The organism is Microbulbifer maximicatervae (SeqCode) (assembly GCF_052468295.1).
The window spans coordinates 783,612-806,964 of the sequence record NZ_CP174340.1 but is presented as its reverse complement, the minus strand read 5'-3'; the positions used below and the strand labels follow the sequence as shown (position 1 = coordinate 806,964).

Below are 23,353 nucleotides of genomic sequence, written 5' to 3'. Positions count from 1 at the left end.
AACCACAGCCCTTATCTGTTTTTATCTGGAATAAGATTATATCCAGCTTCCACAGACAAAGTTTGCATATTTTGCACACATGAGCCTTGCAATAGCTAAAGCATCACACTAGAAGCACAGTTTTAGGATGGGTATTCACCCCGGAATAACTTGGGCCGCCCAGTCATTAATCCAGGCGGCTAGCTCTACGCTCTTATTTCTCCATCAATTGGTATTGAATACCGGACCCTCTCCTACCGCTGGCGGCTCTCGCATAAATTTCCTATAACTGCCCCTCAAGAGAACACGATTCCTGTATAAATCTTCTGGCAAAGAACCACCTTTTGAAGCCTTCCTTAACATGTCTATTTTTTCAAAAATTTTTGAAAACCTCACAACACTGACAACTAAGATCATTTCCACCGCCTAAGCGCGTTACATCCTCTGCGCATGGTCTGGTAGAATCCGCGCCCAAATCGACCCATAGAGATAAACTCGATGCTGAATGCCGACGCTCTAAAACAACTTTCGCAACTGAAAACAGATATTCGCTCCAGTAAGGAGTTTGCCGAAGGCCGGGTTCGCGGCAGTAACGGCAAGTTTGGCTTCGTTGAGTTGGATGACGGGAGGGAAGCCTTCCTACCTCCCAATGAAATGGAGCGTGTATTTCCCGGTGACCGGGTTCGAGTAAGTCTCTCCGAAGAGAACAAGGGTAAACTCGCGGCAGAGCTCGATGCATTGATCGACAGCCAGCTCGACTACCTTGTTGGCCAGTATGTACAGCGCGGCCAGGGCCACTTTATCCAGCCCACGCAAAATGGCCTGTCCCGCTGGATTTTTCTCCCTCCCAAGGCTCGCGGCAAGGCCCAGCCGGGAGAGTTTATTGCCTGCAAAGTAAACCGCCATCCATTTAAAGACGGCAGAGCCCAGGCCAAGGTGGAAACCGTTATCGGCAAGCCCGATATGCCCGGTATCGAACACGCCTATGTTGTCGCCCAATTCAAGCTGCCTGAGCAATTTGGTGCCGCTGCACAAAGGCAGGCGGACACAATTGCGGAGAAACTGACAACAGTTACCGGTGAGCGCACCGAACTTTCCGAGCAGGGCTTCGCAACTATCGATGCAGAAACCACTCGCGATATGGACGACGCTCTGGCCGTAAGCAGCCGTGACGGGGGCTGGACCCTGCACATTGCTATTGCAGACCCATCGTCGCTAATTGATGAGAACAGCCCCCTGGATAAAGAGGCGTTTAATCGGGCCCACAGCCAGTATTTACCAGGCGAAACCCTACCTATGCTGCCACGCAACCTGTGTGAGAACCTGTTCTCCCTGGTTCCCGGCGAGCTGCGCCCCGCCCTGGTGATCCATATCGATATCGATAGCGATGGCACCATTGGCAGTAGCCGCTATGAATTTGCCGCTATTCGCTCCCAGCACAAACTGAGCTATGAACAAGTCAGCCGCTTTATTGAGGGTGACGACTCCGCCGTGCCCCAGGAGCAACAGGACAGTCTGCGTAATTTGGCGGCGATCTACGAAGCGCGCGCCGCATACCGTGCCAGCCACTCACTGGCAATGGAAGATCGCCCGGACTATGAAATCCGCTTGAACGATCAGCGCAAGATCGAGCGTATCGAAAAGCAGGAACGCAATATCGCTCAGCGAATGGTCGAGGAAGCCATGCTCGCTACCAATATCAGCATGGGTGGCAAACTCGCCGAGATTGAGCAGGGCTGCTTCTCTGTTCACTTGGGCTTCCGTGAAGAGCGCATGGGAGAAGTTCGCAGCCTGCTGAAAGAGCTGCTGCCTGAGCATGCAGAGGCCGATCTGGGGCAACTGGAGCATTACCTTGCACTGGTTAAGCACCTGGAAAACCATGAAGAGCCGCAGATGAACAACCTGCTCGCCGTGCTCAAGCGTATGCTGCGCCCGGGCCAGCTCGATAACAAGGTAGGGGCTCACCTGGGACTAGGCCTCGAGGCCTACGCCACCGTCACCTCTCCAATTCGCAAGTACAACGACCTGCACAACCACCGCGTTCTGCGCGCTGCTGCGCAGGGAGAGAAAGCCTCCACCCTGGCCGATGATAAAATCGAATCCCTGCAGGAAAGCCTGATTCGCGGTCGCCAGGCCAACCGAGCCCTGGAGCAATGGCTCTACGCTCAATTTATCGAGAAGAAAGTTGGCCAGGAATTTACAGGGAAAATTACCCTGGTAAACGGCGCAGGCATCGGCGTGCGACTCGACGACTTTGGTATTGACGGCTTTGTGCGCATGAATGGCGATAAGAAGAATCTGCCCACCTTCGATGGCAAGCACCTGGTTCTTACGCACAATGAAAAACGCTTCCACCTAGAACAGGAAGTTTCAGTTAAAGTAGCGTCTGTCGATGTAGACAAACGACGCATCGCCTTTGAACTGAACGCTGAAAAAACTGAGGCTGCCGACGCGGCTCAAAAATAAACTCCTGCACATTTACCCAAGCCCGGCGCTCGCCGGGCTTTCCTGCCGGGGCCAAAGCCCACCACCTTTGATCGGCCAGCTAACTTATAGCTCCGGCACCAATAGAATAAATCGAGGCCACTCATGAGCAATATTGCTGAATTGAACCCAACTCCACTGTGGGCACACTTTTCCAAGCTCTGTGAAATTCCACGCCCATCCAAGCATGAAGACCGCGTAGTGGAGCATATCGTTAACTTCGCTAAAGCACGCGGCCTAGGCGTTCAGCTGGATGAAATCGGCAATATTGTTATCAAGAAGCCGGCCACTCCAGGTATGGAAAACCGCAAGACACTGGCCCTGCAGAGCCATGTGGATATGGTGCCGCAGAAGAATGCCGACACTGAGCACGACTTTCTCACCGACTCAATCAAACCCTACGTGGATGGAGACTGGGTAACTGCGGAAGGCACCACACTCGGCGCAGACAATGGTATTGGCGTTGCCGCAATCCTGGCCCTGATGGAATCTACTGATATTCCCCACCCCGCCTTGGAAGCCCTGCTGACAATCGATGAAGAAGCGGGCATGACCGGCGCCAAGAATCTTAAGCCTGGCTACTTTGAAGCTGACCTGCTCCTAAACCTGGATACTGAAGATGAAGGTGAGCTGTATATCGGCTGTGCCGGCGGTGTCGACGTCAATGTCAGCCTGCCCTATACGCCAGAAGCGATCCTGCCCGGTGCCGAAGCAGTAAAACTCTCTGTTCGCGGCCTCCGTGGCGGGCATTCTGGCTTGGATATCGACAAAGGCCGAGGCAATGCCAACAAGATCGCAAACCGCATTATCCACGCCGTTCTAACCCAGGTCCCTGAGCTGCGTATTGCCAGCCTGGATGGCGGTAGCCTGCGCAATGCGATTCCCCGCGAATCCTTCACAACCCTGGTCGTGCCTTCAGTAGCGGTCGATAAAGTACAGGAAACTGTAAAAAGCGAAAGCGCTCAAATTGCCCGTGAACTGGACAATGAAGCGGCACTGGACATCACCCTGGAAGCTACCGAAACTCCAGCCAACACCCTGGACGCAGATAGCCAATTGACCCTTATTCGCGCAATCCGCTGCTGCCCCAATGGTGTTGAGCGAATGAGCACTGCTCTCGAAGGCATTGCTGAATCATCCAACAATCTGGCCCGTGTTGTAACAATGGAGGAAAACGGTGAGCATCGAGTAAAAATCCAATGTCTTGTACGCAGCCTCTCTGACACTGCCCGCGACCAACACGGCCTCAATGTCGCCGCCACCTTCCAGCTGGCAGGTGCAGAAACAACACTGGACAACGACTACCCTGGCTGGACACCAAATCCCGATTCGCCGCTGCTGGCGATGATGAAGGATGTCTATAAAGATATGACTGGCGAGGAAGCTGAAGTAAAAGTCATTCACGCCGGCCTGGAATGCGGATTGCTGGCCAAACCCTACCCCAACTGGGATATGGTTTCCTTTGGCCCAACCATTCGCCGCGCTCACTCTCCTGAAGAGAAGGTACATATCCAGAGTGTCGCCAATTTCTGGGATTACTTTATTAAAGTGGTCCAGGCAATTCCCACTCGCGACTAATTGCCCAATCGGGCCTCGGGTTACCCCGAGGCCCGACACCTTGCCTTTCCACACCGCCCTCCAATTACTACACCCAACGCATCAACCACACTAAAAACTGCTTTCTAGCTATTGTTAGAGAGCCACTGGGCTATTTTAATATTTCTTAACTCCACAGGTGCCCCGGGAAAATGAAGGAGAGTTATTCACTTGGTGCAAAAGCCTCAGAGCAGAAACGCCTGCTGTTACAGAGGAAAATCTACGGGGATACAGAAGACATACATTTTCCTTCAAACTATCAAGTAGCAGAGTTTGGTTGTGGTGCAGGCGCCAATCTCTGGATTGCGCAAGAGGTATCCGCTGGTAGTTATATTGGCCTCGATATCCAGCCTGCCCAGTTAAACAAAGCCGAGCAAACAGCCCAAATGTTGGGGCTTTGCAACACAGAATTTAAGCTCTGTAATGCAGAAAAATCAGGGTTAGCAGATTCATCGGTAGATGCAGCTTTTGCACGCTTGGTTTTGATACATCTTCCAAACCCAAAAACCATGCTGCAAGAAATGATTCGCGTTGTACGCCCCGGTGGCAGACTTATTATTCACGAGCCTTACGACGCAACCTATTACACTGGCCCCGACAAGTTCAACCTAATGAAATGCTTCCGTGCACGTAATACGCTGGCCTACGGCAATGGGCGCGGTTCTCCTGAAATAGCCGTTAATCTTTTTCCAGTACTATCCTCCCTAAAGATCAGCGAAGTTGTAGTTTCACCCCATGTGATCAATGCCAATGGAAAAAGTGACGGGATTAGGTGTAAAAACTTACTGGAAAATATCATTGGACTTATAGAGCCTGTATCCGCAGAGTTAATTGCACAGAGCAAAATCACCCCTGAAGAATGGAAATCTGCACAACAAGAGGCCGGTATAGTTACCGCATACACTTTCCACACACAAACGCTTTGGAAAGCTACCGCCCAAGTTACCTAGCGGTAGAGAAATTAGAGATCCAATGTTGCGCTACCTCGTTGCGGCGACAAAGCCAAATGGGTTCGAATCCCTGGATATATTTCAAGAAACGATAAACTCCAGCAGCCCTGGCAGGGTGGCCGCTGACTCGCCCATGTAGTCCAACACTCATCAACTTAGGACTCACGCTCCCTTCCCGCCAAAGCTGATCGAAAGCACCTTTTAGCAATAAAAAGAAATCATCGGCAGTCGTGCACCCACTGGGCAGCAGGTACTGAATATCGTTATTCACCAATGTGTAGGGAATCACCAACAATGAATCTGATTTCTGTTCCCAAAATGGTAAATCGTCACTGTAGGAATCTGACGTATACAGTAATCCATCAATTTCCCGTACCAACGACCTGGTATGGGAGCTTACCCGACCTGTATACCACCCAAACGGAGGCCTAGCCGTTAATTGTTTGATTATCTTAACAGTGAGCTGAATATCGTGTTTCTCCCGACTCTTAGGAGTATCTTTATAATCAATCCACCGGTATCCATGGCCAGCAATCTCATGTCCCATTTCAATCAGGGCCAGCGCTAAATTCGGATTAAGCTCTAACGCCTGACCGGTAGCAAAAACTGTTAAAGGTACGTTGTAAGTCTTAAAGATATCGAGAAGCCGCCAGACACCAGCCCTTGAACCATACTCATACATACTCTCTACACTGAAGTCCCGCCCTCCAACCCGTGCAGGCCTGCCAGGAATTTCATGCAGGTAAGATTCAGATTGGGTATCGCCGTTTAGCGTGGTGGATTCTGACCCCTCCTCTAAATTCAAGACAAACTGAATTGCAATGCGGGCCTGATCAGGCCAGCGGGGATGAGGCGGGCGCCCAGCGTAACCCTCCAGATTTCTCTTGTGCATCAACCCAGCTCAAATGTCGTTACACCAAAAATTCGATCCCGCGCAATATCCGGCATTGGTCCCAGGTACATTCTTGCGCAGCCAAAAACCTCCTCCATTCCATAGTGCTTGGCCAGCGACATAGCCGCAGGATTATTTTCCGGCACATCCAGAAAGATAGGTCCATCATCTGCAAATGAGACCAATCGCTTCAGCAACGTATCTGCCACTTTATAGCTATTTGCAAACAGAGGACCGACTTTACATCCATTGCGGCAACGCCTGATTACACCATAGCCACAAAGACTTCCAAATTGGACATAGCCCAAACTCAGAGCCTCTGGCTGGGAAATCCATGCTTTCAGAAATACCCGTCTACTTGCGGGAAAGCAGGTCCTGTCGTAAGCAATTATTTGATCCAAAGAAACTTCACTAAGCGGGATAATTTCATCAGGGCATTGAGCACTCACACCCTCAAAAGCAGAAAGTTCGACTCGATAACGGAGATTCCGATGGGAGAAGTTAAAACCGCCGCGGGCATAGTAATCCTGCATCGCAAATACCCCATCCATACCGATGCTTGCATCAGGCCTCAACCGGGTTTTTAAGCGGTCCCGTCGGATATACCAAAGCCTGTTACCAAACCCATGACCTCTGAATTCAGGCCTAACGATAAAGAATCCCATAAAACCGAAATCATCACCGTACGCAGTAATTGCCCCTCCTCCGATCAAGTCACCCCGAACTTCCGCCGCAATGTAAGCTTCTGGATCTGTTTTCCAGAAAATTTCTGCATCGTGCAACCCCGGATTCCAGCCTTCAAGTGCAGCCCAGTCAACCAGTAAATCCACTTCTTTACGTGTCATCTCCCGAACAGTAAATGATTCATGCATTGACTTAGACTCTTCTCGTTATCGTATTTATTCAGCTACCTGGAGCGAGGAACTTAAAGGGTTCTGAAGGACTCAACTTAGATGCCACTTCCCCACCAGTATCCATTGGAGTATCTAATTTCATTGTCATTACTTTAGATCCCGGCTCAATAGAAACACTATCCATATCCAGCCAAATTACTGATGGATTAATAACAGAGTCGAAATAGTAGCGGCTACTTTTTTGATCAATAACCGACCGCCACAATGTTGAGGCTATATTGGGTTTATCTGGATCATCCATTCCCAGCGGCACGCTGACAGCACGAATTTGGGAGAATGCGGATGCTAATGCATCGCGATACTTTTTATATTCTGGTGATGTTTTTAAAGCATAACTCGCCCGTACAAATCTGTCCGCCGCACTAATTGTACCCGGTAGAAAGTTTTGGCCTCCAATTGAATTCCAATAGGAATTGATTGCCAGTTGCTGATCATAAGGAGGAGAATTAGTCATTACCGTAAACTGCTTACCGTGATGGATCTTTAGCACACCATCAAGATATTCAAAAATAGCGGAATCACCACTGGGGTCTGAAATTGCAATATGTGTACTTGCCGGTCTCCCATTGGGAAGATCTGCGCCAACCACAGTGAATGGGTCACTCTTTAACCCCTTTACCGCAGCATCAACCGTTGCGTAGTTATCCAGGATGTATTGCAACCAGGCCCCAACAGAGATAGTCGGCTTATCCCTATCGGCAGCACTCCCATAATCTGCCTCAGCCAAGTATAAAAGGTTGCCTACGAGGCCCTTTTCATTGAGCCCATCAGTTGTAGCCGCATCGTAAATACTGATAACAATTGAGCCAAACTTCGATGTCCAAGTAATAGATTTTGGGCCCAAGCCACCATTGCGCTCCATCCCCTGAGGGAAAACCCAAAATGCCATAGCTGCATCGGTATCACTCCAGTCCATGCTACGGGCAGTAATATAGGTCTTATCACCAGTTTCATAGAGTATTCGGGTACAAGCAATCGAAGACCTGGGCTCGAGTAGGCACAGCACTACAACAACAAAAACCATAACGGAGTTTATAGCTTTAGAAAAACATGAAATCCTTTTCACTTTGCCAACCATCCCTCGAAATCATTAATTAATATACTGATCGTTTACAGTCACTATAATCGGCTATAAACAATAGAAAGTCCGGCTTCCATCATAGATGGCCAACAATGGTGAGACTGTCTTTCATTCCAATACTTGCCAACCTTGGCGTAAAGGTCCAGAAACTGACACCGCTTTCGACATGTACAGTTCAAATATCTTGTAACTTCAGTAAACTTTTACAGCTTATCAGCTTCACGCTAAAAGCATTCATTTTGGTATAGGCTACTCAAATAAAAACTATTTGAAAAAATTGTACACCTATTAACCAGAAAGAAATGATCCCTCTTATCGAAGTAGCAATAAGGCCAATCACGGAGCCCCTAATGAACTCAATTGGCAGACTGGTAATCCTAGTCAACAACTATGAAGAAGCTATTGCCTTTTATCGTGACAAATTGGGGTTTGAAGTATTTATTGACACTCAAGCAGCACCGCATCGATTTGTTCATATTCGACTTCCGGCACAAAAAGATATGGGTATATGGTTACTTCAGTCAACTTCTGAAAGCCAGCAAAAGAAAGTGGGAGCACAAACTGCAGGGCAGCCTTGTGCCGTTATTTATACAGATAATTTTGATAGAGAGTATAAAAAACTTGCAAAAAATGGCGTTCACTTCAGCAAGCCACCCACTTCTGAAGGGGGGGCAGAGTTTGCCCACTTTGAAGATCTCTACGGCAACGAATTTATTTTAGTTGAACTACAAAAAGAAACCGTAGAGTAAATTTTAACCTGTCGCTTCTGATTCCTCCACAGAGTGCGGTGTAAGCAGCGACAGTTCTTCATCTTCGCTAGTCTCCCCCTTAACCGCGATGAAATAACTTCCGACAAATAATTTAAGAAAAGAACCACGAAGCGGCTTTTGCTCCCCCAATCAATAAATCTTTTTCTTTTCTATATTTACATCTCGTTTTGTATCACATATAAATCGAGTAACACTCAGTTGACATGCACCTATATCCAATGTCCTTCGGTTAGTATAGAGCTGGCCATCGCACAAAATTTCACCGCTGAGATACACCGCAGCTAGCTACTGGCTAGCGTACTTATATATGGAAATACTCACTTACTGACACGATTTTCACACAGAAAAAACAAAGGCCGGAGCAAACCTTAGCAGAAGGTTATATCTCCAGAATAGAGCCAATTGGAATAACAATGAGAAGAAGCTTAATTATGCTGGTGCCCGGACTGACACGAGTCACCAGCACCGCCCAACTGTCAGAGTTCACCGAGGGAATGATCGCAGCCAGTGAGCGTATGCCTCTCACTCAGATTTCTGATCCTACCGTCCCTGCCGGCATCAACCGCCTGAGGGTCAACGATAAACAGGAGCTTGATCTGGTTGAAGCTTACTGGAACGACTTGGTTCCTAGCATTACCCAGCAGAGCCTGAAAGTCCGCTTAGCCCGAGGCTTCTCCCTAATCTGGTTCTGGCTGGCCAACCTCCATATTTGGAAAGGGGTGCTTAAACGAAAGTACCTGACATTTGGTTTAACGCTTTCAGCATTAGCCTTTATTGTTTGGTACATTGGTACCATCATTTTGTTTGTCGAAGCTGTTGAGCCCACCAGTGACAGCCCGTTTTATCCCGCAGTACAACAGCTCAAGCAAGGTGTTGAGTATATAGGGGGCTGGCGGATCTGGCTGATTGCTACTGCCATTGTTGCCGTTATGCCGGTTGCCTTACTAGTAGATATTTCTGACTTTTGTAAGCGCTATCTCACCAATGAGCCGGCGGCCAAGGGCAAGCCTGCAGTCCGCTTTGAGATTATCCGACGAGTCAGGGAACAGCTCGAAAGCAGTATTAAACTATACGACTACGATTCCGTAACTATTGTCGGACATAGTTTTGGCAGTGTTGTTACTGTAGACCTTTTTGCCGATCTTCCGCAAATCGGTAAACCAATCCGTATCCTAACAATGGGGTCCCTAATCGAAGTTCTGGGCAAGCAAGCTCCTTGGCTGCAGAATGAAGTAGAGCAACTGTCACAAAGAAAAGATCTAATCGAGTGGATTGATATCAAGTCTCACTCAGACTGGTTTGCCAGTGGTTCTGCGGTCCCAGCACGCCACCACTGTTATGAGCGAATTATCGGGTCTTACGGTACTTTTCCGGACAAATTGGCAGCTCGAGTTCACTCCCGATATTTCGATAATCAGGAGGCTGTTCGCTTACTGCTGACTTACTTTGAAAAGCAAAATGATCCCAGTATTTCGCCAACCTCGCACGAGATTTTGGAACCGGTATAAAGGGGTACCCAGACGACCAAATCAGAAATAAATGTATCTATACCTCAGCCCCCTTCCGGCGACTGGAGAGGGCCGAGCAGGACTATTAAAATGAAAATTAAAGAGGGAGCGATCATGATAAGGCAACCAATAGCAATCTTTGCAGTTTTAGCCTTTCTTACCATTCTAGTTAGCGGATGCTCACAAATGGCGCCGCGCTATGATGCCGCGCTATACTCCGATTTAACCACTGTCAATGTAGAGATAATGGAATTTTTCTCTTCAGTTTCCAGTGGAACCAACAAAGATTCTTACTCAAAAAGAGATGAGAGATACCATGCATTGATCGGCAAAGTAGATGCGCTGGCAATGCAATCGAAAACCCGCCCTGCGCCTGAAAGTAAACTACTCAAAAAGATTAACAACTATTTGGAATCCTCTGGCAGGAATATTAGCTTTGAGCGGGAACCCCCCAGTGTTGCGTCATTGGAGAAAATTTCAGAGAGTTTGAACATGATGCGCACGGTAGATGAAGATAAGGGCCTAAACGCAACCGCTGTTTCTCTATTCAAAAATGAAATTGTTGTTTCCATGGACCAAGCACTCACTTATGAGTCTTTTCTGAATCGCTGAGGAAATTACTATGTCTATTGACGTTAACCAACTCGTTGCCGATATCAAAGGGGCAGCTTCTGCGGTAATTAACAGTGATATTTCTGAACTCAGGGGATTTTCCGAGCGCCAGTTATCCGCAATGGCCCAGCAAACAAAAATGATTGCTAAAGCAATTGCATCTGATGAAATATCTGGCGATCTGCAAGATTACTTTCTCGACTCCCTGGAGGATATGGCCAAGAACTTCGCCAATACTTTACGTGGACTCCTGTTAGTCACCATTGAGAAAGTCTGGAATGCAGTTTTGGGAGTTCTCTGGGGAACAATTGAAGCTTGCACCGGCATTTCTTTGAAAGCTGCTATCTGATTTCTATTTAAATTGGGCTGGGGTAACTCAGCCCTCCCCCTCTACACTCAATCAAGATTACTCACCGGATCACCCCCACTACTAAGGACACTATTTAGTCAGTCTGAATCAGCTCATGTTTCTGGCTCTCAGGATTTATTGAGCATTCATCAACGGGTAAAAAGAGTTTAACCCCCCTGTAAAGAATTATTCATCAAGACGCGTCAATGTACGCGCGCAAATAACCCAAGCCGCTAACCAGGCTGGTTAAAACTTGCTGAATCACTACAAACTGGGGTATCCCGATGAATACTAAAAAGACCTGCCTGGCAGCCGCCATTTCAGTGGCCACAGTAATGAATGCCAGTCCCGTAACCGCTGAAGACCTCAGCAACGCACAAATTGAAGAAGTAATGGTTCTGGGCTCCGGTAGCACTTTTAACAGCAGCGAAGTATCTGAGGCAATGCGTAAGCAACAGTCCTCTATCACCAGCGTTAATGCACTGATCGATAACCTCCCCGGTGTCTCAGTCAATGAAGGAGATACTTACGGCTTTGACGACTGGTCAACCAATATCAGTATTCGCGGATTTACTAACAGCTTAGATGAACAGCAAATTGGCACTACCATCGATGGTATTCCCAATGGCGGTTCGAATTACGGTGGAGGCTCAAAAGCAAACCGCTTTGTTGATCCGGGTAATATCGGTTCAGTAGAAGTATCACAGGGTACTTCAGATATCGCTTCACGTTCCCACGAAGCCTTGGGAGGCACTATTGATTATCGCACTGATGATCCTTTGGATACACAGCGCAGTCGAGTAGAACTGTCCGCAGGCGAATTTGATGCACAGAGAGTATATTTTCGCTATGACACTGGTATTTTTGCCGGAAACAGCAAAGCCTGGATCTCATACTCTAACCAGGAAGCGACCGACTGGATTACTAAAACCGCTGAGAATGAACGAGAGCACATTGCAGCAAAACTAGTGACCAACCTGGATGCTGGTACCATCAAGGCCTACCTATCTTACGATGATATCCACGAAGATAATTATCAACGAATCTATTCGAACGCCCAATTTGAAGAGTACCCTGAAAACGATTTCCTTACCGGCAACTGGTCCGGTATTCCCTATATCGATCAACTCTATCGCCGTGGCTGGTCTACCTTGCGCGAGAACCTGCTAGCCTACACCCAGTTCGATTTTGACCTGACAGACTCATTCAATCTACAGGCCGGACTCTATTACCACAGCAACGAAGGCCGTGGGGACTGGGTGCCCCCTTACCTGGTTGATATTACAGATGACAACGAACAGGGCGAATCCGAGTTCCTCGGCGGCTCAACTGCCTACGGCGGTAGCCAGTCGGGCATCATTTATTTTGTTGACGCCAATGGCAATGCCCTTACTTATGATGAAACATGTACAGCGTCAGTCACCAATATCTATGGCGATTCAGGACCGGCCTACAATCCAGATTGCTATGCAGAGGGCGCCATACCCTCGATGTCTTATCGGCACACTCATTATGAGAAAGAGCGTGCCGGACTGACTCTAGACTTTACATACGCTACCACCATCGCCGGGTTGGACAATGAGCTGCGAGGCGGCCTCTGGTATGAAGACTCCACCCGTGACGAACACCGCGATTGGCACAAAATCACTGATGCAACTCAGGGTGCCAGTTTCAATTCAACACCCTACTGGGTGCAATACGACCGCAGTTATCCCTCAACCAGCACAAAGTGGTATTTACAGAACTCCCTGACCATCGACACTCTCACTTTGACACTGGGCGCCAAGCAGTTCTTTGTCGATGTTGAAAGGGAAGATCTGTTTCAGGAGTCTTCCGATGCAAGTGTTGACTCTGATTCAGATATCCTGCTCTCCGCCGGTTTGATTTGGGAAACATCCCTGGAAGGTGCAGAGCTGTTCGCAGGCTACGCTGAAAACTTTAAGGCGATTGGAGACAGCGTATTAGAGCGGCCCGATTCAGATCTCGACAATATCGAACCGGAAACCTCAGAGACCACAGAGCTAGGGCTTCGCTATACCGCCGATAATTTCTCGGCAACTGCCACCTATTTTCAAAATGATTTTGAAAACCGGATCATTTTCCTGGATAACAATACTTCCGCAGGTAATAACTATTTGATAGGTACCAATGGGACCTATTTTAATGCCGGCGGAATCGAATCTGATGGTCTGGAACTTTTCCTGGACTACGATTTATCAGAAACTCTAAATCTCTATACATCCTATACCCTGCTGGACACTACCTATATTGGCTCAGGAAACTCAGCAGTAGATGAAACTCAAGGAATAACACCAGGGAATGACGTAGTCGGAATAGCTGATCAACTCTATGTGATTGGCCTGGATTGGAATTCTGAAATATTTTACGGTGGCATCTCCAGTAAGTTTACCGGAGATCGCTTTGTCGACTTAGACAATAGCTGGACAGCTGACTCCTATGTAGTTGTCGATGCCTACCTGGGCATGAATCTGGGAGAATTTAGCCCGGCACTACGGGGAGCCAACCTGAATTTAGTGATAAATAATTTACTGGATGAGGATTACTTAGGAACTGTCGTTTCTGGCGGTGCCTGGATAGGTGCTCCACGGACAGCCTCACTCTCTGCAACTATTGATTTCTAAGATTTTTTTGGCAGCCACACAATCGGCTGGAAATGCTAGCCGATTGTGCGTATGTTTAGTCAAGCAGTAGATTCAAAAATAAAGTGCAATAAATAATAAATATAGTCGAAAAATAATTTTGATTATTTGCGACAAATATAAATAATCCAAAAATAAGCAAAGAGCTCTTTCAATGAACAGATTGGCTACAGCAATCCTGACCCTGTTTCTTTCTACTCAATCCCTTGCCGCAGACAACCTCGTATTAGTTACTATCGACGGCTTGCGCTGGCAGGAAGTGTTCTCCGGTTATGACCCTGAACTTCTCAACCACGCAGAGTTCACTGAAAATAAACAAGACCTTATCAATCACTTTCACGGCGATTCACTCATCGAAAAACGTCAAAAATTATTGCCTTTTATCTGGCAAACAGTGGCTAAAGAAGGGGTTTTAATTGGCAATCGCGACAAGGGGTCTAAAGCACAAGTTACCAATAGCTGGTGGTTTTCCTATCCCGGTTACAATGAGATTTTAACCGGCTCCGCCGACCCCAAAATCCATAGTAACGACCCAACTCCCAATGCCAATACTACCTTTCTCGAGTGGCTAAACAGCAAATCTGAGTACAAAGGCCAAATCGCTGCATTCGGCAGCTGGGGGGTATTCTCCTCGATACTTAATCGTGATCGCAGTGGTATTTACATTAACGCGGGGCTGGAAGCTGCCGATTGGCCAAAATTGAGCCAAAGAGCAGGGTTTCTCAATGATTTGCAGGGGCAACTGCCGGTTTTCTGGGAAAACGTGCGGCCCGATGCATTTACCTATGGATTTGCAAAAGAGTACTTAATTAGCAAAAAGCCCAAGGTAATGTATATTGCCCTGGGTGAAACTGACGATTTTGCCCACGATGAGGAATATCACCAGTATCTCCACTCCGCACATCGGAGCGACATGATACTCGCCAAACTCTGGCAGACACTGCAATCTCTTGATCAATACCGAGACAATACCAACCTACTCATTACCGTTGACCACGGGCGTGGCAACACCGCTGAATCCTGGCCCCACCACGCCAGTGGCCCTGCACTGACCCAATACTTCGGTAAAGAAGACCACCCCCACAAAGCGGGTATACCCGGCTCCAATGAAATCTGGATTGCCGCACTGGGCCCAGACATTAAGGCCTTGGGAGAAGTATCCAGGGGAGAAGCCATTTTTCAGGATCAGATAGCCGCAACCGCACTACAACTGCTCGGCCATAAGTCAGAAGAGTTCTCGCAGGATAGTGGCAAAGCAATAGACAGTATTCTCAAATAAACCTTTGTTCAGCCAGGCCTGACAAGTTCGACTGAACAAATTTTCACCGCCTTGGACCAGTAATATTCTGGAGCTTGATAACAACTTAAAGAACCCATCAATTAAGTGTTAACAGGCTCTAGCTGCCCCGCCCCGGTTTCCGCATAATGCAGGCCGCACCCGCAACTGAAAACAGATGGCCTGATGTATGTGGTTTAAAAACCTCCGTATTTATCGTTTGACGAAAGAATTTTCCCTGGATGCTGAAAAATTGAACGAATTGCTGGAGCCCCATGCATTTGTTCCCTGTGGTAGTCAGGACAGCACTCGCTATGGGTGGGTGCCTCCACTAGGGCGCCACGGCAGCCAGTTGGTGCACGCAACGAATGGCTACCTAATGGTCTGTGCTAAGAAGCAAGAAAAAGTGATTCCTGCTGCGGTAGTCAATGAGAAAGTTGAAGAGCTGGCACAAGCTATTTCTGAAAAAGAAGCCAGGCAGGTTGGTCGCAAGGAGCGGCAAAACCTTAAAGACGAGATTCTCCTTGAAATGCGCCCCAAGGCATTCGCTCGCTCCCGTCTGCAATACGCCTATATTGCACCTCAGGATGGTTGGGTAGTGGTTGACGCCTCTTCTGCCTCCGCCGCCGAGGAACTGCTGGAGAACCTCCGCGAGGCTATCAGTAGCCTTGCCGTGGTACCACTCTCCGCTAAGAACCTGCCACAGCAAACGATGACCCACTGGCTCAGTGCCCCTGAAGCACCGCATCAGTTTGATTTTGGCCACGAATGCGAGTTGCGCGATCCCAAAGACAGCGGCAGTGTTATCCGCTGTAAAAACCAGGACCTTTGTGCCGAGGAAATTCACAATCACTTGGTGGCCGGACTACAAGTGCACAAACTGGGGCTGACCTGGCGTGGGGGCGTTGAATTCCTGGTAGATGATCAGTTGTCCCTAAAGCGTATCAAGTTCAGTGACGAGCTTCTGGAGAAGGCCGATAGTGCCGATGCAGAAAGTGCAGCCCAGAGATTTGATGCAGATTTTGCGGTGATGACTCTGGAGATCTCAGCCCTGACCAAAGACTTGCTCTCCGCCTTCGGTGGCGTCAACACCGAGTCGGCTAGCGTTGAGGAACTGGTCGCCAAAGCCAGCCGCCAAGAGGCGGAGGCCCTGGCCAAAGAGGTAGAAGAGGTCGCTCTTTAGGGAACTCACATTGTGATGCGTACCTGAAAGGCACGTATCACCTGCCCCCTACCCCACCAATCAGATCTCAACCATTGGGCGGCCAGGTTCGGTCCACTGGACGTGGTACTTGCGCTGCTCAGGCTGGTCCACACGCGCAAAGGTATGGGCTCCAAAGAAATCACGCTGTCCTTGTAGCAGGTTCGCCGGCAGCGACTCGGTGCGGAAGGCATCGTAGTAATTGAGCGCCGATGACAGGGCCGGCACCGGAATACCATTCAGAGTGGCGCTCGCCACCGCTTGGCGCCAGTTGGCCTGGTGATCGGCAATCTGCTGGGTGAAGAAATCATCCAGTAGCAAGTTGGAAAGCTTGGAATCTCGATCGTAAGCATCGCTGATAGATTGCAGGAACACTGCTCGAATGATGCAACCTGCACGCCAAATTCTGGCAATTTCAGAGAAGTTCAACTGCCATCCCTGCTCCCGCGCAGCCAGCTTCATCAAATCGAAGCCCTGAGCGTAAACACAGATCTTTGCGCAGTAGAGAGCGTCGTGCAGCTGTGCAATCACTTCTTCCCGTTGCTCTGGAGCCACTGGTGTCAACTCAGGCCCTTGCAGTTTCTTCGCTGCGCGGGTACGCAATACCTTCCGGGTAGATAATGAACGGGCGTAAACCGCTTCGGCAATACTCGGGGCCGGACAGCCCACTTCCAGGCTGCTCATGGCTGTCCACAGACCAGTACCTTTTTGCCCTGCACGGTCGAGGATAACGTCTACCAGCGGCTGTTCTGTCACGGAGTCCAAAGTAGAGAGCACTTCCGCACTGATATTGATCAGATAGCTGTTCAGCGGGCCTCGGTTCCACTCGCGGAATACTTCTGCAATTTCCTCTGGGGCCATACCCAGCGCCGTGCGCATCACATGGTAGGCCTCACAGATCATCTGCATATCGGCATACTCAATACCGTTATGCACCATCTTCACATAGTGGCCTGAGCCTATCGGGCCGATATAAGCCGCACAGGGCTCACCTTCGCGAACCGGATTGCCAGGCTCAAAGCGTTCAATCGGCTGGCCGCTGGCTTTATCCACTTTGGCGGCAATAGCATGCCAAACTGGCTCAATACGACTCCAGGCATAACGGTCGCCGCTGGGCATCAGGGATGGCCCAAAACGAGCACCCACTTCGCCACCGGATACTGCGGTGGTGAAGAAGATCAATTTGCCTTCATACCGTTTAGCCCGCTCCACAGAGTCGGTCCACAGGCTGTTACCAGTATCAACAACGATATCGTCAGCCTTTAAGCCCGCATCGAGCAACTTGCTGCATACGTCATCAACGGGGGCTCCAGCCGGAACCGAGAGAATAATCAAGTGCGGGGCTTTAACCTTCGCCAACAGCTCTGTGTAAGAGTTGCAGGCTTCAACACGCGCAGGCTGGTCTCCACGCTCTTTCTTGTCCTGCTCCAGCAGCGCATTCAGCCGGTTGTGATCCAAATCAAAGGCACAGACCCTATAGCCATTGTCGGCCAGGTTCAGGATCAGGTTCTTACCCATCACACCGGCGCCGATAAAGCCAATATCGCACTGTGAATCAGACATCAAGTTCTCCATATAAAGACAGGGGGCTTTCAAGGGCGCGGAGTATAGCAATATGAATCTGGAGCAGGGAGAGCAAAAACCAAACAAAATTGCCCAGAGGGCAGCAAATACAGCCTACAAGGTGTAGAAGCCGATAGCAGGTGGTCCGCTATGGGCAAATACTCCCGACCTCGCGCATCTTATCTTTTGGTGCCAACCGGCAATTCAATTGCCCCGACACCAGAGCTCCATAAGTTATTTCAAGTCTATGACGCTTTATAAGAAAAGCTGATAACGAACTGTAAGAGCAAGAATATATCCGCCCAATACGCTAATTGGGGAAATCGCTTCCGATGAGGCTGAGTTTCCTAACGATAACGCAGCCGGTTTCCCCATGTACCGTAAGTGGCACTATCATTACTAACCCATAATCCTCCATCACAACTACTTAATCTGCCTATAAATCCATTTTATCGATTAAATTGAATTTTTAACAAAATCAAGGCATTTGAAATTTAATAAAGTAAAACCCATATTCTTTGGAAATTTGACTGAGAGGGATGACCTTGGACACCCTACTTAACTGAGCTTACTAACAAATGAAAGCCAACAATAAAATAAACCATAAAATACAATCAATCCATTATTTGGCCTTCCAGGATTTATCGCCGATACCTCGATACTGGAATTTCAACATTCGCTTCACTACAGCAAAGCGCAAAATAAAAGCTCTTAACCTTACTGAAAGCAAGAAGTAAATGATGAAAATAAATTGATTTTTTCAGCAAGATGGAACCTCACGATTTATCCTATAAGTGCATGAGCAATACCATGTTCATTAAAAATAGACTTATTAAGACGACAGCCGGTGAATATGCTGGAGACCTCATAAGATCATTGAATCAGCCAAATGGAAAAACTACCTTCAACAGCGCCAAAACTCCCAGCACAGGTTCAGACAGCTAGGGAACCTCTGAATAATTCTGAGTCAATTTGGTAATATTCACCTACCCATCAAGACTACGATGAATTATGCACCAAGTCACCTTTGCCGAAGCAGAATATAAGCTAAAGCGCCGTATAACTCGCCGAGAGAAGTTTCTTTCTCAAATGGAAACCCTCATTCCATGGCAGCGACTAGAAGCTCAGATCACTCCTTGTTACCCACAAGGCAAACGTGGCCGACAGCCATATCCATTGAGTGTCATGCTTCGTATTCATTGCATGCAGCTATTTTACAATCTCAGTGATCCCGCTATGGAAGATGCACTGTATGAAATTGAATCCATGCGTAGTTTTGCTGGATTGACTTTGAGTAACCCAATTCCCGATGAAACAACGATTCTTAACTTTCGCCACTTACTGGAGCTCAATCAGCTAGGTGCAGCTCTTTTTGATGAAATCAACAAACATCTTGCTGAGAATGGCATGGTACTGCGTGAAGGCACGATTGTAGATGCCACTATTATCTCTGCGCCAACTTCAACTAAGAATGAAAAGAAAGAACGTGATCCGGAAATGCATCAAACAAAGAAAGGCAATCAGTGGCATTTTGGAATGAAAATGCATATCGGGGTTGATGATGTGCTTGGAGTAATACATAGCATAGATACAACATCAGCGAATTCGCATGATGTCACAACAACAGAGCGAGTTCTCCACGGGGAGGAGAAAAGAATCTGGGGAGACTCTGGGTACATTGGTGCGGAGAAACGTGAAGAGTTGAAAGAGCGGGAGGCGGATTGGTATATAGCAATGAAGCCGAGCAAGCTAAAAACTCTTCCAGGGCGTGATGCACTTCGTAAAGCGGAAAAGATCAAGGCGCAGATAAGAGCGAAGGTTGAGCACCCCTTCCGCTACATCAAACGGGTATTTGGTTATGACAAGGTCCGCTATCGGGGACTGCTAAAGAATACTGAGAGGCTGTGCTTACTGGCAGGCTTTACCAACTTATTAATAGGGAGAAAATACTTGGCTGCCTAGGGGTGGTTCGCCTGAAACCCGCCTACTGAGGGTTTCAGATGAAAAATTAGGGGACTATTACGCGAAAATTACACATTTGTGCGTAATAAAGTGAATTTTTCAAGCAGTTTAGCTTAATTCTAGAAAAATGCTTCGTTGATCAGAGGGTCCCTAGAGGGAAATTAATAGTGTAATTTCAACAAGCTCTCATTTCACCAATACAGCCTCTAAGTCTATCCCGCCTTAATTAATAGCCCTAGATGCTAACAACACTAGCATTACGGAAACAGTTAATTTATATACCTGCCAACAATAATCAATGACTACTTTTGTAACCCAAAACTCATATGCAGTACGAAAACTGGCAGCGCCCCTAAAGCCAAGCCCGCTAGACCTCAGAAGACATCTATAAAAATGCAAAAATAGGTTGGCAAGAAATCCTCTCACCAACCTACATATTCATTCAATCAAATCTAAACAATGAATCACAGATTTCACCGGATTAATCAAAACCCTTTACTAACACTTAAGCCAACAATACGAGGCTCTAATGTAAACACATTAGTAGTAAGACCTGAATCATCACTATTAGTGAACATATCAGTGATAGGCGCATCATCAAAAATATTCTTCACGTAGAGCTGCATATATAGATCAGAGTCAGGATTGCTGAGGCTAACTGAAGCATTGAGATTACTCCAAGCCTTCAAACGATCATACTCAGTATTATATACACGAGCATAACTTTCCGACTGACGGTAGTAATCTGCTCGTAGAGTTAAATCCCAATTTTCAATAGGAATCGTATGTTCCACTCCGAAATTAACGGTGAAACGTGGTGCGTTGGGTAACTCATTTCCACTTAAATCAGCAGCAAAACCACGCCCCCCATTAGGTGCATCGGTTAGCGGGTTGTAGGAATCAACTCCATAATTGATATCATGGCGCAATGCATCCGAGACTTCGATTTCTGGAGAGAATGAACCATACTGGGCGGAACCCGCACAAAGCGACCAAATAGCGAAAATATTAGGCGCTGCCATAACCGTTTCAACTAAATCCACAGGTGCAATACAGTTAGACGGCACCTGGATGCTAGGACGAACCAGTACCCAATCTTCATTGCCCTGAGTACGATCCATCACGTCAACAGATTCCTCTCCGTCTGCAATTCGGGTTTTTAGGTACCCTAAATTCATATCTATTCGTGTTGCATCTGTAAGCTGCCAAGCCAGCTCAAGCTCAAGCCCCATAGTTTCCGCATCAAAATTCTCATTGAGAGAAATTCTGTCAACAATTTGAGAGACTTGATAGTCGGTATAATCGTAGTAAAAGGCACTAGCATTAAGCGATAAGCTACCATCGAAAAGTATGTTCTTACTGCCAAACTCAATTGCGTTGACAAACTCCGGCTCAAAAGAATCTTCCAGGGGCTGAAACTGTACTATTGCTGGATCAACCTCGGCTCGGGGAGGGTTAGTACCACCACCTTTGTAGCCGTGGGCAAAGGACATATAGAGCATAGTTTCATCCGTAAAAGGCAGATCCGTTCTCCAGTCCAAAACTGCACGCCCGGTGTACTCCTTCCAGTTCTGCGTAACCGGATCACCTTCCGGATAGCCTCGATGGACAAGCCCCCCGGAGACTTCACCGGAGGAGACTTCCCCCGTTACCGGATCATAAAAAGTACCTAACAATAGCTGACTGGGTACCGGAGTAGAGCGCTTGCGATCATTTGTATAGCGAAGGCCGGTAGTTAGCTTTACATCATCATTAATTTGCCAATAAGTTTCACCAAATAATGCCCAAGAATTAACTTCCACCAAATTTCGGCTCAAGAAATAGTTATGTCCTTCCTCATCAATGTTTTCTATCGAGTTAGGGTCAACATAAATACAATCTGAACCAACATTTACTTCTGGATCAGTACAGTTTTGAAATACTAAGTTGAAATTTTCATCGCGGTCGGCATTATATAGATATTGCGCCACCATACTAAATATATTATTGAATACAAAATAGTCATCTTGGGTTTTAAAGTCTAAATAGTTTGTGCCCACTGAAAAATTCCAAGGACCATCGAAAGATGTCTGCAATCGGAATTCCTGGCTCCACTGTTTATTATCTGATCGACTAATATCAACCGCCAACAGTCCTTCAGAGGGTCCCAACTGTGGATCAGTAAAAACTCCCCCCGGTGTAGGTTCTAAATTACCCCCATCATTAAAGATTGGATCCGAAACATAACGATTATAATCTTGGGATGAATAGTAATCGTCCTTAGCATAAGTCGACTGAGAGTAAAATGTGAGAGAGTCTGTCAGGCCCCATTCGAAGTTCAGTTGCACTAAGTCATTCTCTGCGCGAAATACCGGATCATAACTGGTTTCAATTTTACGAAGATCACGCGACTGTGTTGAATTCGCATAAGGGTCAGTAAACCAGTCAATTACCTGACCATAGCTAGCGATAATTAATCCGGTAGCCAAGACGCTCGCAAAACCCTGGGCATTGGGTGCGCTGTAAGCGTCATCACTATAAATCGAGCTAGGCAGACAACCCTGACTAAAAAACACTGGCGTAAAGCCTGTTAGTTCAGTATCACCAATATGTGTTCGGCCTGGATCTTTTGTACAAAGTTGCTTGCCCGTGCGTGAGCGCCGATCATCTTCTTCAAAGTGCTGCCATATTAAATTGGCACTAAAGGATTCACTGGGCTCCCACTCAAAGATTGCACGAGTAGAATATAGATCGCGGTCATTAACATCGTTACCGGTATAAGTGTTGTAGTCAAAACCATCACGCTTAGTCATGGCACCGGAGAGACGCAACGCCATGGTGTCCCCCAATGGCATATTAAACATTCCGCTGGCGCGTTTGGTGTTATAACTGCCCACCTCCGCCTTGATCTCAGAAGCAAACTCATCTCCAGGCATAATTGGCAGCATATTAACTACACCAGCTGTCGCATTGCGGCCATAAAGTGTACCTTGGGGGCCACGCAAGACTTCAACCCGTTGCACATCAAAGAATTCTTGCTCAAATAATCGATTGCGAATTAAAGGAGCATTGTTAAAGCTCACAGCAACCGCCGGGTCTGAAGCAGCAGACACAGCTTTAGTGCCTATACCGCGAATAGAGAAGTTATAGGTGCTGAAGTTGGATTTGGAAAAATTGGTATTTGGGACAGCTCGTAGCAACTCCTCCCCCCGCTCAATCTTAAGGTCATCCATACTGTCGCCACTGAGTGCAGATACTGCAATGGGTACATCTTGAATACTCTCTTCAATCTTCTGCGCAGTAACCGTGATCTCCTCAATCGCCTGTCTTGGGTGTTTGCTTTCTTCACTCTCCTGGGCGCTGGAAATGGTAGGAACAACTGCAATTGCCAGAGAGGCAACAATGGAGCTGTACCAGGGAGTAATTTGGCATGAATGTCCAGATTGATAAATCGCTTGTGCAATCAATGTTTTCTTTTTGACAGGTTTCATCATCACACTACGTCTCTCTTTATTGTCGGTATTATTGGGTTATTGACCTGATATAAACCTATTTCAGGTTTAACAATACTTAAGAC

General features: G+C 47.5%; 16 protein-coding genes. 11 read left to right on the top strand and 5 right to left on the bottom strand.

The genetic code is table 11. From position 1 onward, the window contains the following. Nucleotides 1–477 precede the first annotated feature (477 nt). The 3 genes from ACJJIQ_RS03970 (at nt 478) to ACJJIQ_RS03960 (ending at nt 5,009) form a co-directional block, all read left to right on the top strand. On the top strand, nt 478–2,445 hold the full coding sequence (locus tag ACJJIQ_RS03970) for a VacB/RNase II family 3'-5' exoribonuclease (RefSeq protein WP_445363770.1): 1,968 nt from the start codon (nt 478–480) through the stop codon (nt 2,443–2,445). Nucleotides 2,446–2,568: 123 nt separating this feature from the next. Next, nucleotides 2,569–4,041, top strand: coding sequence for an aminoacyl-histidine dipeptidase (locus tag ACJJIQ_RS03965; protein WP_445363769.1), 1,473 nt, complete (start codon nt 2,569–2,571; stop codon nt 4,039–4,041). 170 nt (nt 4,042–4,211) lie between these two features. After that, a complete protein-coding gene (locus ACJJIQ_RS03960; protein ID WP_444907729.1) occupies nt 4,212–5,009 on the top strand; it encodes a class I SAM-dependent methyltransferase in 798 nt (265 codons plus the stop codon). On the opposite strand, the gene ACJJIQ_RS03955 is transcribed toward ACJJIQ_RS03960, so the two are convergent. From ACJJIQ_RS03955 to ACJJIQ_RS03945, 3 genes are read right to left on the bottom strand one after another with little or no spacing between them, the layout of a single operon-like run. Next, a complete protein-coding gene (locus tag ACJJIQ_RS03955; protein WP_445363768.1) occupies nt 5,002–5,901 on the bottom strand; it encodes a polysaccharide deacetylase family protein in 900 nt (299 codons plus the stop codon). The two genes, ACJJIQ_RS03960 and ACJJIQ_RS03955, sit on opposite strands and share 8 nt — an antisense overlap. Then, nucleotides 5,901–6,773: a GNAT family N-acetyltransferase gene (locus ACJJIQ_RS03950; RefSeq protein ID WP_444925462.1), complete on the bottom strand. Its 873-nt coding sequence runs from the start codon at nt 6,771–6,773 to the stop codon at nt 5,901–5,903. The genes ACJJIQ_RS03955 and ACJJIQ_RS03950 overlap by 1 nt, the downstream gene beginning before the upstream one ends. Nucleotides 6,774–6,804: 31 nt before the next feature. Further along, the gene (locus ACJJIQ_RS03945; protein ID WP_444907726.1) at nt 6,805–7,839 is read right to left on the bottom strand and encodes a bile salt hydrolase; all 1,035 of its coding nucleotides are present in this window, start codon (nt 7,837–7,839) and stop codon (nt 6,805–6,807) included. A 407-nt stretch (nt 7,840–8,246) separates the two neighbouring features. Between ACJJIQ_RS03945 and ACJJIQ_RS03940 the strand changes: the two genes are divergently transcribed. The 7 genes from ACJJIQ_RS03940 to rdgC all read left to right on the top strand — a co-directional run bounded on the left by ACJJIQ_RS03940 (nt 8,247) and on the right by rdgC (nt 16,254). Next, nucleotides 8,247–8,645 carry a VOC family protein gene (locus ACJJIQ_RS03940; RefSeq protein WP_445363767.1) on the top strand — a complete coding sequence of 133 codons (399 nt, stop codon included), beginning with the start codon at nt 8,247–8,249 and terminating at the stop codon, nt 8,643–8,645. A 434-nt stretch (nt 8,646–9,079) separates the two neighbouring features. Continuing rightward, nucleotides 9,080–10,174 (top strand): alpha/beta hydrolase family protein, encoded by a 1,095-nt coding sequence (locus ACJJIQ_RS03935; RefSeq protein WP_445363766.1) that lies wholly within the window; start codon nt 9,080–9,082, stop codon nt 10,172–10,174. Nucleotides 10,175–10,264: 90 nt separating this feature from the next. Continuing rightward, the gene (locus ACJJIQ_RS03930) at nt 10,265–10,786 is read left to right on the top strand and encodes a hypothetical protein (RefSeq protein ID WP_444917752.1); all 522 of its coding nucleotides are present in this window, start codon (nt 10,265–10,267) and stop codon (nt 10,784–10,786) included. Nucleotides 10,787–10,796: 10 nt separating this feature from the next. Then, nucleotides 10,797–11,135 (top strand): hypothetical protein, encoded by a 339-nt coding sequence (locus ACJJIQ_RS03925; RefSeq protein ID WP_413662708.1) that lies wholly within the window; start codon nt 10,797–10,799, stop codon nt 11,133–11,135. A 284-nt stretch (nt 11,136–11,419) separates the two neighbouring features. Further along, entirely contained in the window at nt 11,420–13,777 is a 2,358-nt protein-coding gene (locus ACJJIQ_RS03920) for a TonB-dependent receptor domain-containing protein (protein WP_445363765.1), read from the top strand. Between the two features lie 172 nt (nt 13,778–13,949). Continuing rightward, nucleotides 13,950–15,074, top strand: coding sequence for an alkaline phosphatase family protein (locus tag ACJJIQ_RS03915; RefSeq protein WP_445363764.1), 1,125 nt, complete (start codon nt 13,950–13,952; stop codon nt 15,072–15,074). A 187-nt stretch (nt 15,075–15,261) separates the two neighbouring features. After that, a complete protein-coding gene (gene rdgC / locus ACJJIQ_RS03910) occupies nt 15,262–16,254 on the top strand; it encodes a recombination-associated protein RdgC (RefSeq protein ID WP_445363763.1) in 993 nt (330 codons plus the stop codon). Nucleotides 16,255–16,314: 60 nt separating this feature from the next. Here rdgC and gnd read toward each other — a convergent pair whose 3' ends face one another. Next, the gene (gene gnd, locus ACJJIQ_RS03905; RefSeq protein WP_444914300.1) at nt 16,315–17,835 is read right to left on the bottom strand and encodes an NADP-dependent phosphogluconate dehydrogenase; all 1,521 of its coding nucleotides are present in this window, start codon (nt 17,833–17,835) and stop codon (nt 16,315–16,317) included. Nucleotides 17,836–18,846: 1,011 nt separating this feature from the next. On the opposite strand from gnd, the gene ACJJIQ_RS03900 reads away from it, so the two are divergent. Beyond that, nucleotides 18,847–19,797 (top strand): IS5 family transposase, encoded by a 951-nt coding sequence (locus tag ACJJIQ_RS03900; RefSeq protein WP_445363762.1) that lies wholly within the window; start codon nt 18,847–18,849, stop codon nt 19,795–19,797. A gap of 485 nt (nt 19,798–20,282) precedes the next feature. Here the strand turns inward: ACJJIQ_RS03900 and ACJJIQ_RS03895 are convergent, their stop codons facing one another. Continuing rightward, on the bottom strand, nt 20,283–23,270 hold the full coding sequence (locus ACJJIQ_RS03895) for a TonB-dependent receptor (protein ID WP_445363761.1): 2,988 nt from the start codon (nt 23,268–23,270) through the stop codon (nt 20,283–20,285). Between the last annotated feature and the right edge of the window lie 83 nt (nt 23,271–23,353).

Bases quoted from the DNA above. Each gene is read 5' to 3' on its own strand.
- ACJJIQ_RS03970 (WP_445363770.1), top strand. From the start codon at position 478: ATGCTGAATGCCGACGCTCTAAAACAACTTTCGCAACTGAAAACAGAT.
- ACJJIQ_RS03965 (WP_445363769.1), top strand. From the start codon at position 2,569: ATGAGCAATATTGCTGAATTGAACCCAACTCCACTGTGGGCACACTTT.
- ACJJIQ_RS03960 (WP_444907729.1), top strand. From the start codon at position 4,212: ATGAAGGAGAGTTATTCACTTGGTGCAAAAGCCTCAGAGCAGAAACGC.
- ACJJIQ_RS03955 (WP_445363768.1), bottom strand. From the start codon at position 5,901: ATGCACAAGAGAAATCTGGAGGGTTACGCTGGGCGCCCGCCTCATCCC.
- ACJJIQ_RS03950 (WP_444925462.1), bottom strand. From the start codon at position 6,773: ATGCATGAATCATTTACTGTTCGGGAGATGACACGTAAAGAAGTGGAT.
- ACJJIQ_RS03945 (WP_444907726.1), bottom strand. From the start codon at position 7,839: ATGGTTTTTGTTGTTGTAGTGCTGTGCCTACTCGAGCCCAGGTCTTCG.
- ACJJIQ_RS03940 (WP_445363767.1), top strand. From the start codon at position 8,247: ATGAACTCAATTGGCAGACTGGTAATCCTAGTCAACAACTATGAAGAA.
- ACJJIQ_RS03935 (WP_445363766.1), top strand. From the start codon at position 9,080: ATGAGAAGAAGCTTAATTATGCTGGTGCCCGGACTGACACGAGTCACC.
- ACJJIQ_RS03930 (WP_444917752.1), top strand. From the start codon at position 10,265: ATGAAAATTAAAGAGGGAGCGATCATGATAAGGCAACCAATAGCAATC.
- ACJJIQ_RS03925 (WP_413662708.1), top strand. From the start codon at position 10,797: ATGTCTATTGACGTTAACCAACTCGTTGCCGATATCAAAGGGGCAGCT.
- ACJJIQ_RS03920 (WP_445363765.1), top strand. From the start codon at position 11,420: ATGAATACTAAAAAGACCTGCCTGGCAGCCGCCATTTCAGTGGCCACA.
- ACJJIQ_RS03915 (WP_445363764.1), top strand. From the start codon at position 13,950: ATGAACAGATTGGCTACAGCAATCCTGACCCTGTTTCTTTCTACTCAA.
- rdgC (WP_445363763.1), top strand. From the start codon at position 15,262: ATGTGGTTTAAAAACCTCCGTATTTATCGTTTGACGAAAGAATTTTCC.
- gnd (WP_444914300.1), bottom strand. From the start codon at position 17,835: ATGTCTGATTCACAGTGCGATATTGGCTTTATCGGCGCCGGTGTGATG.
- ACJJIQ_RS03900 (WP_445363762.1), top strand. From the start codon at position 18,847: ATGCACCAAGTCACCTTTGCCGAAGCAGAATATAAGCTAAAGCGCCGT.
- ACJJIQ_RS03895 (WP_445363761.1), bottom strand. From the start codon at position 23,270: ATGATGAAACCTGTCAAAAAGAAAACATTGATTGCACAAGCGATTTAT.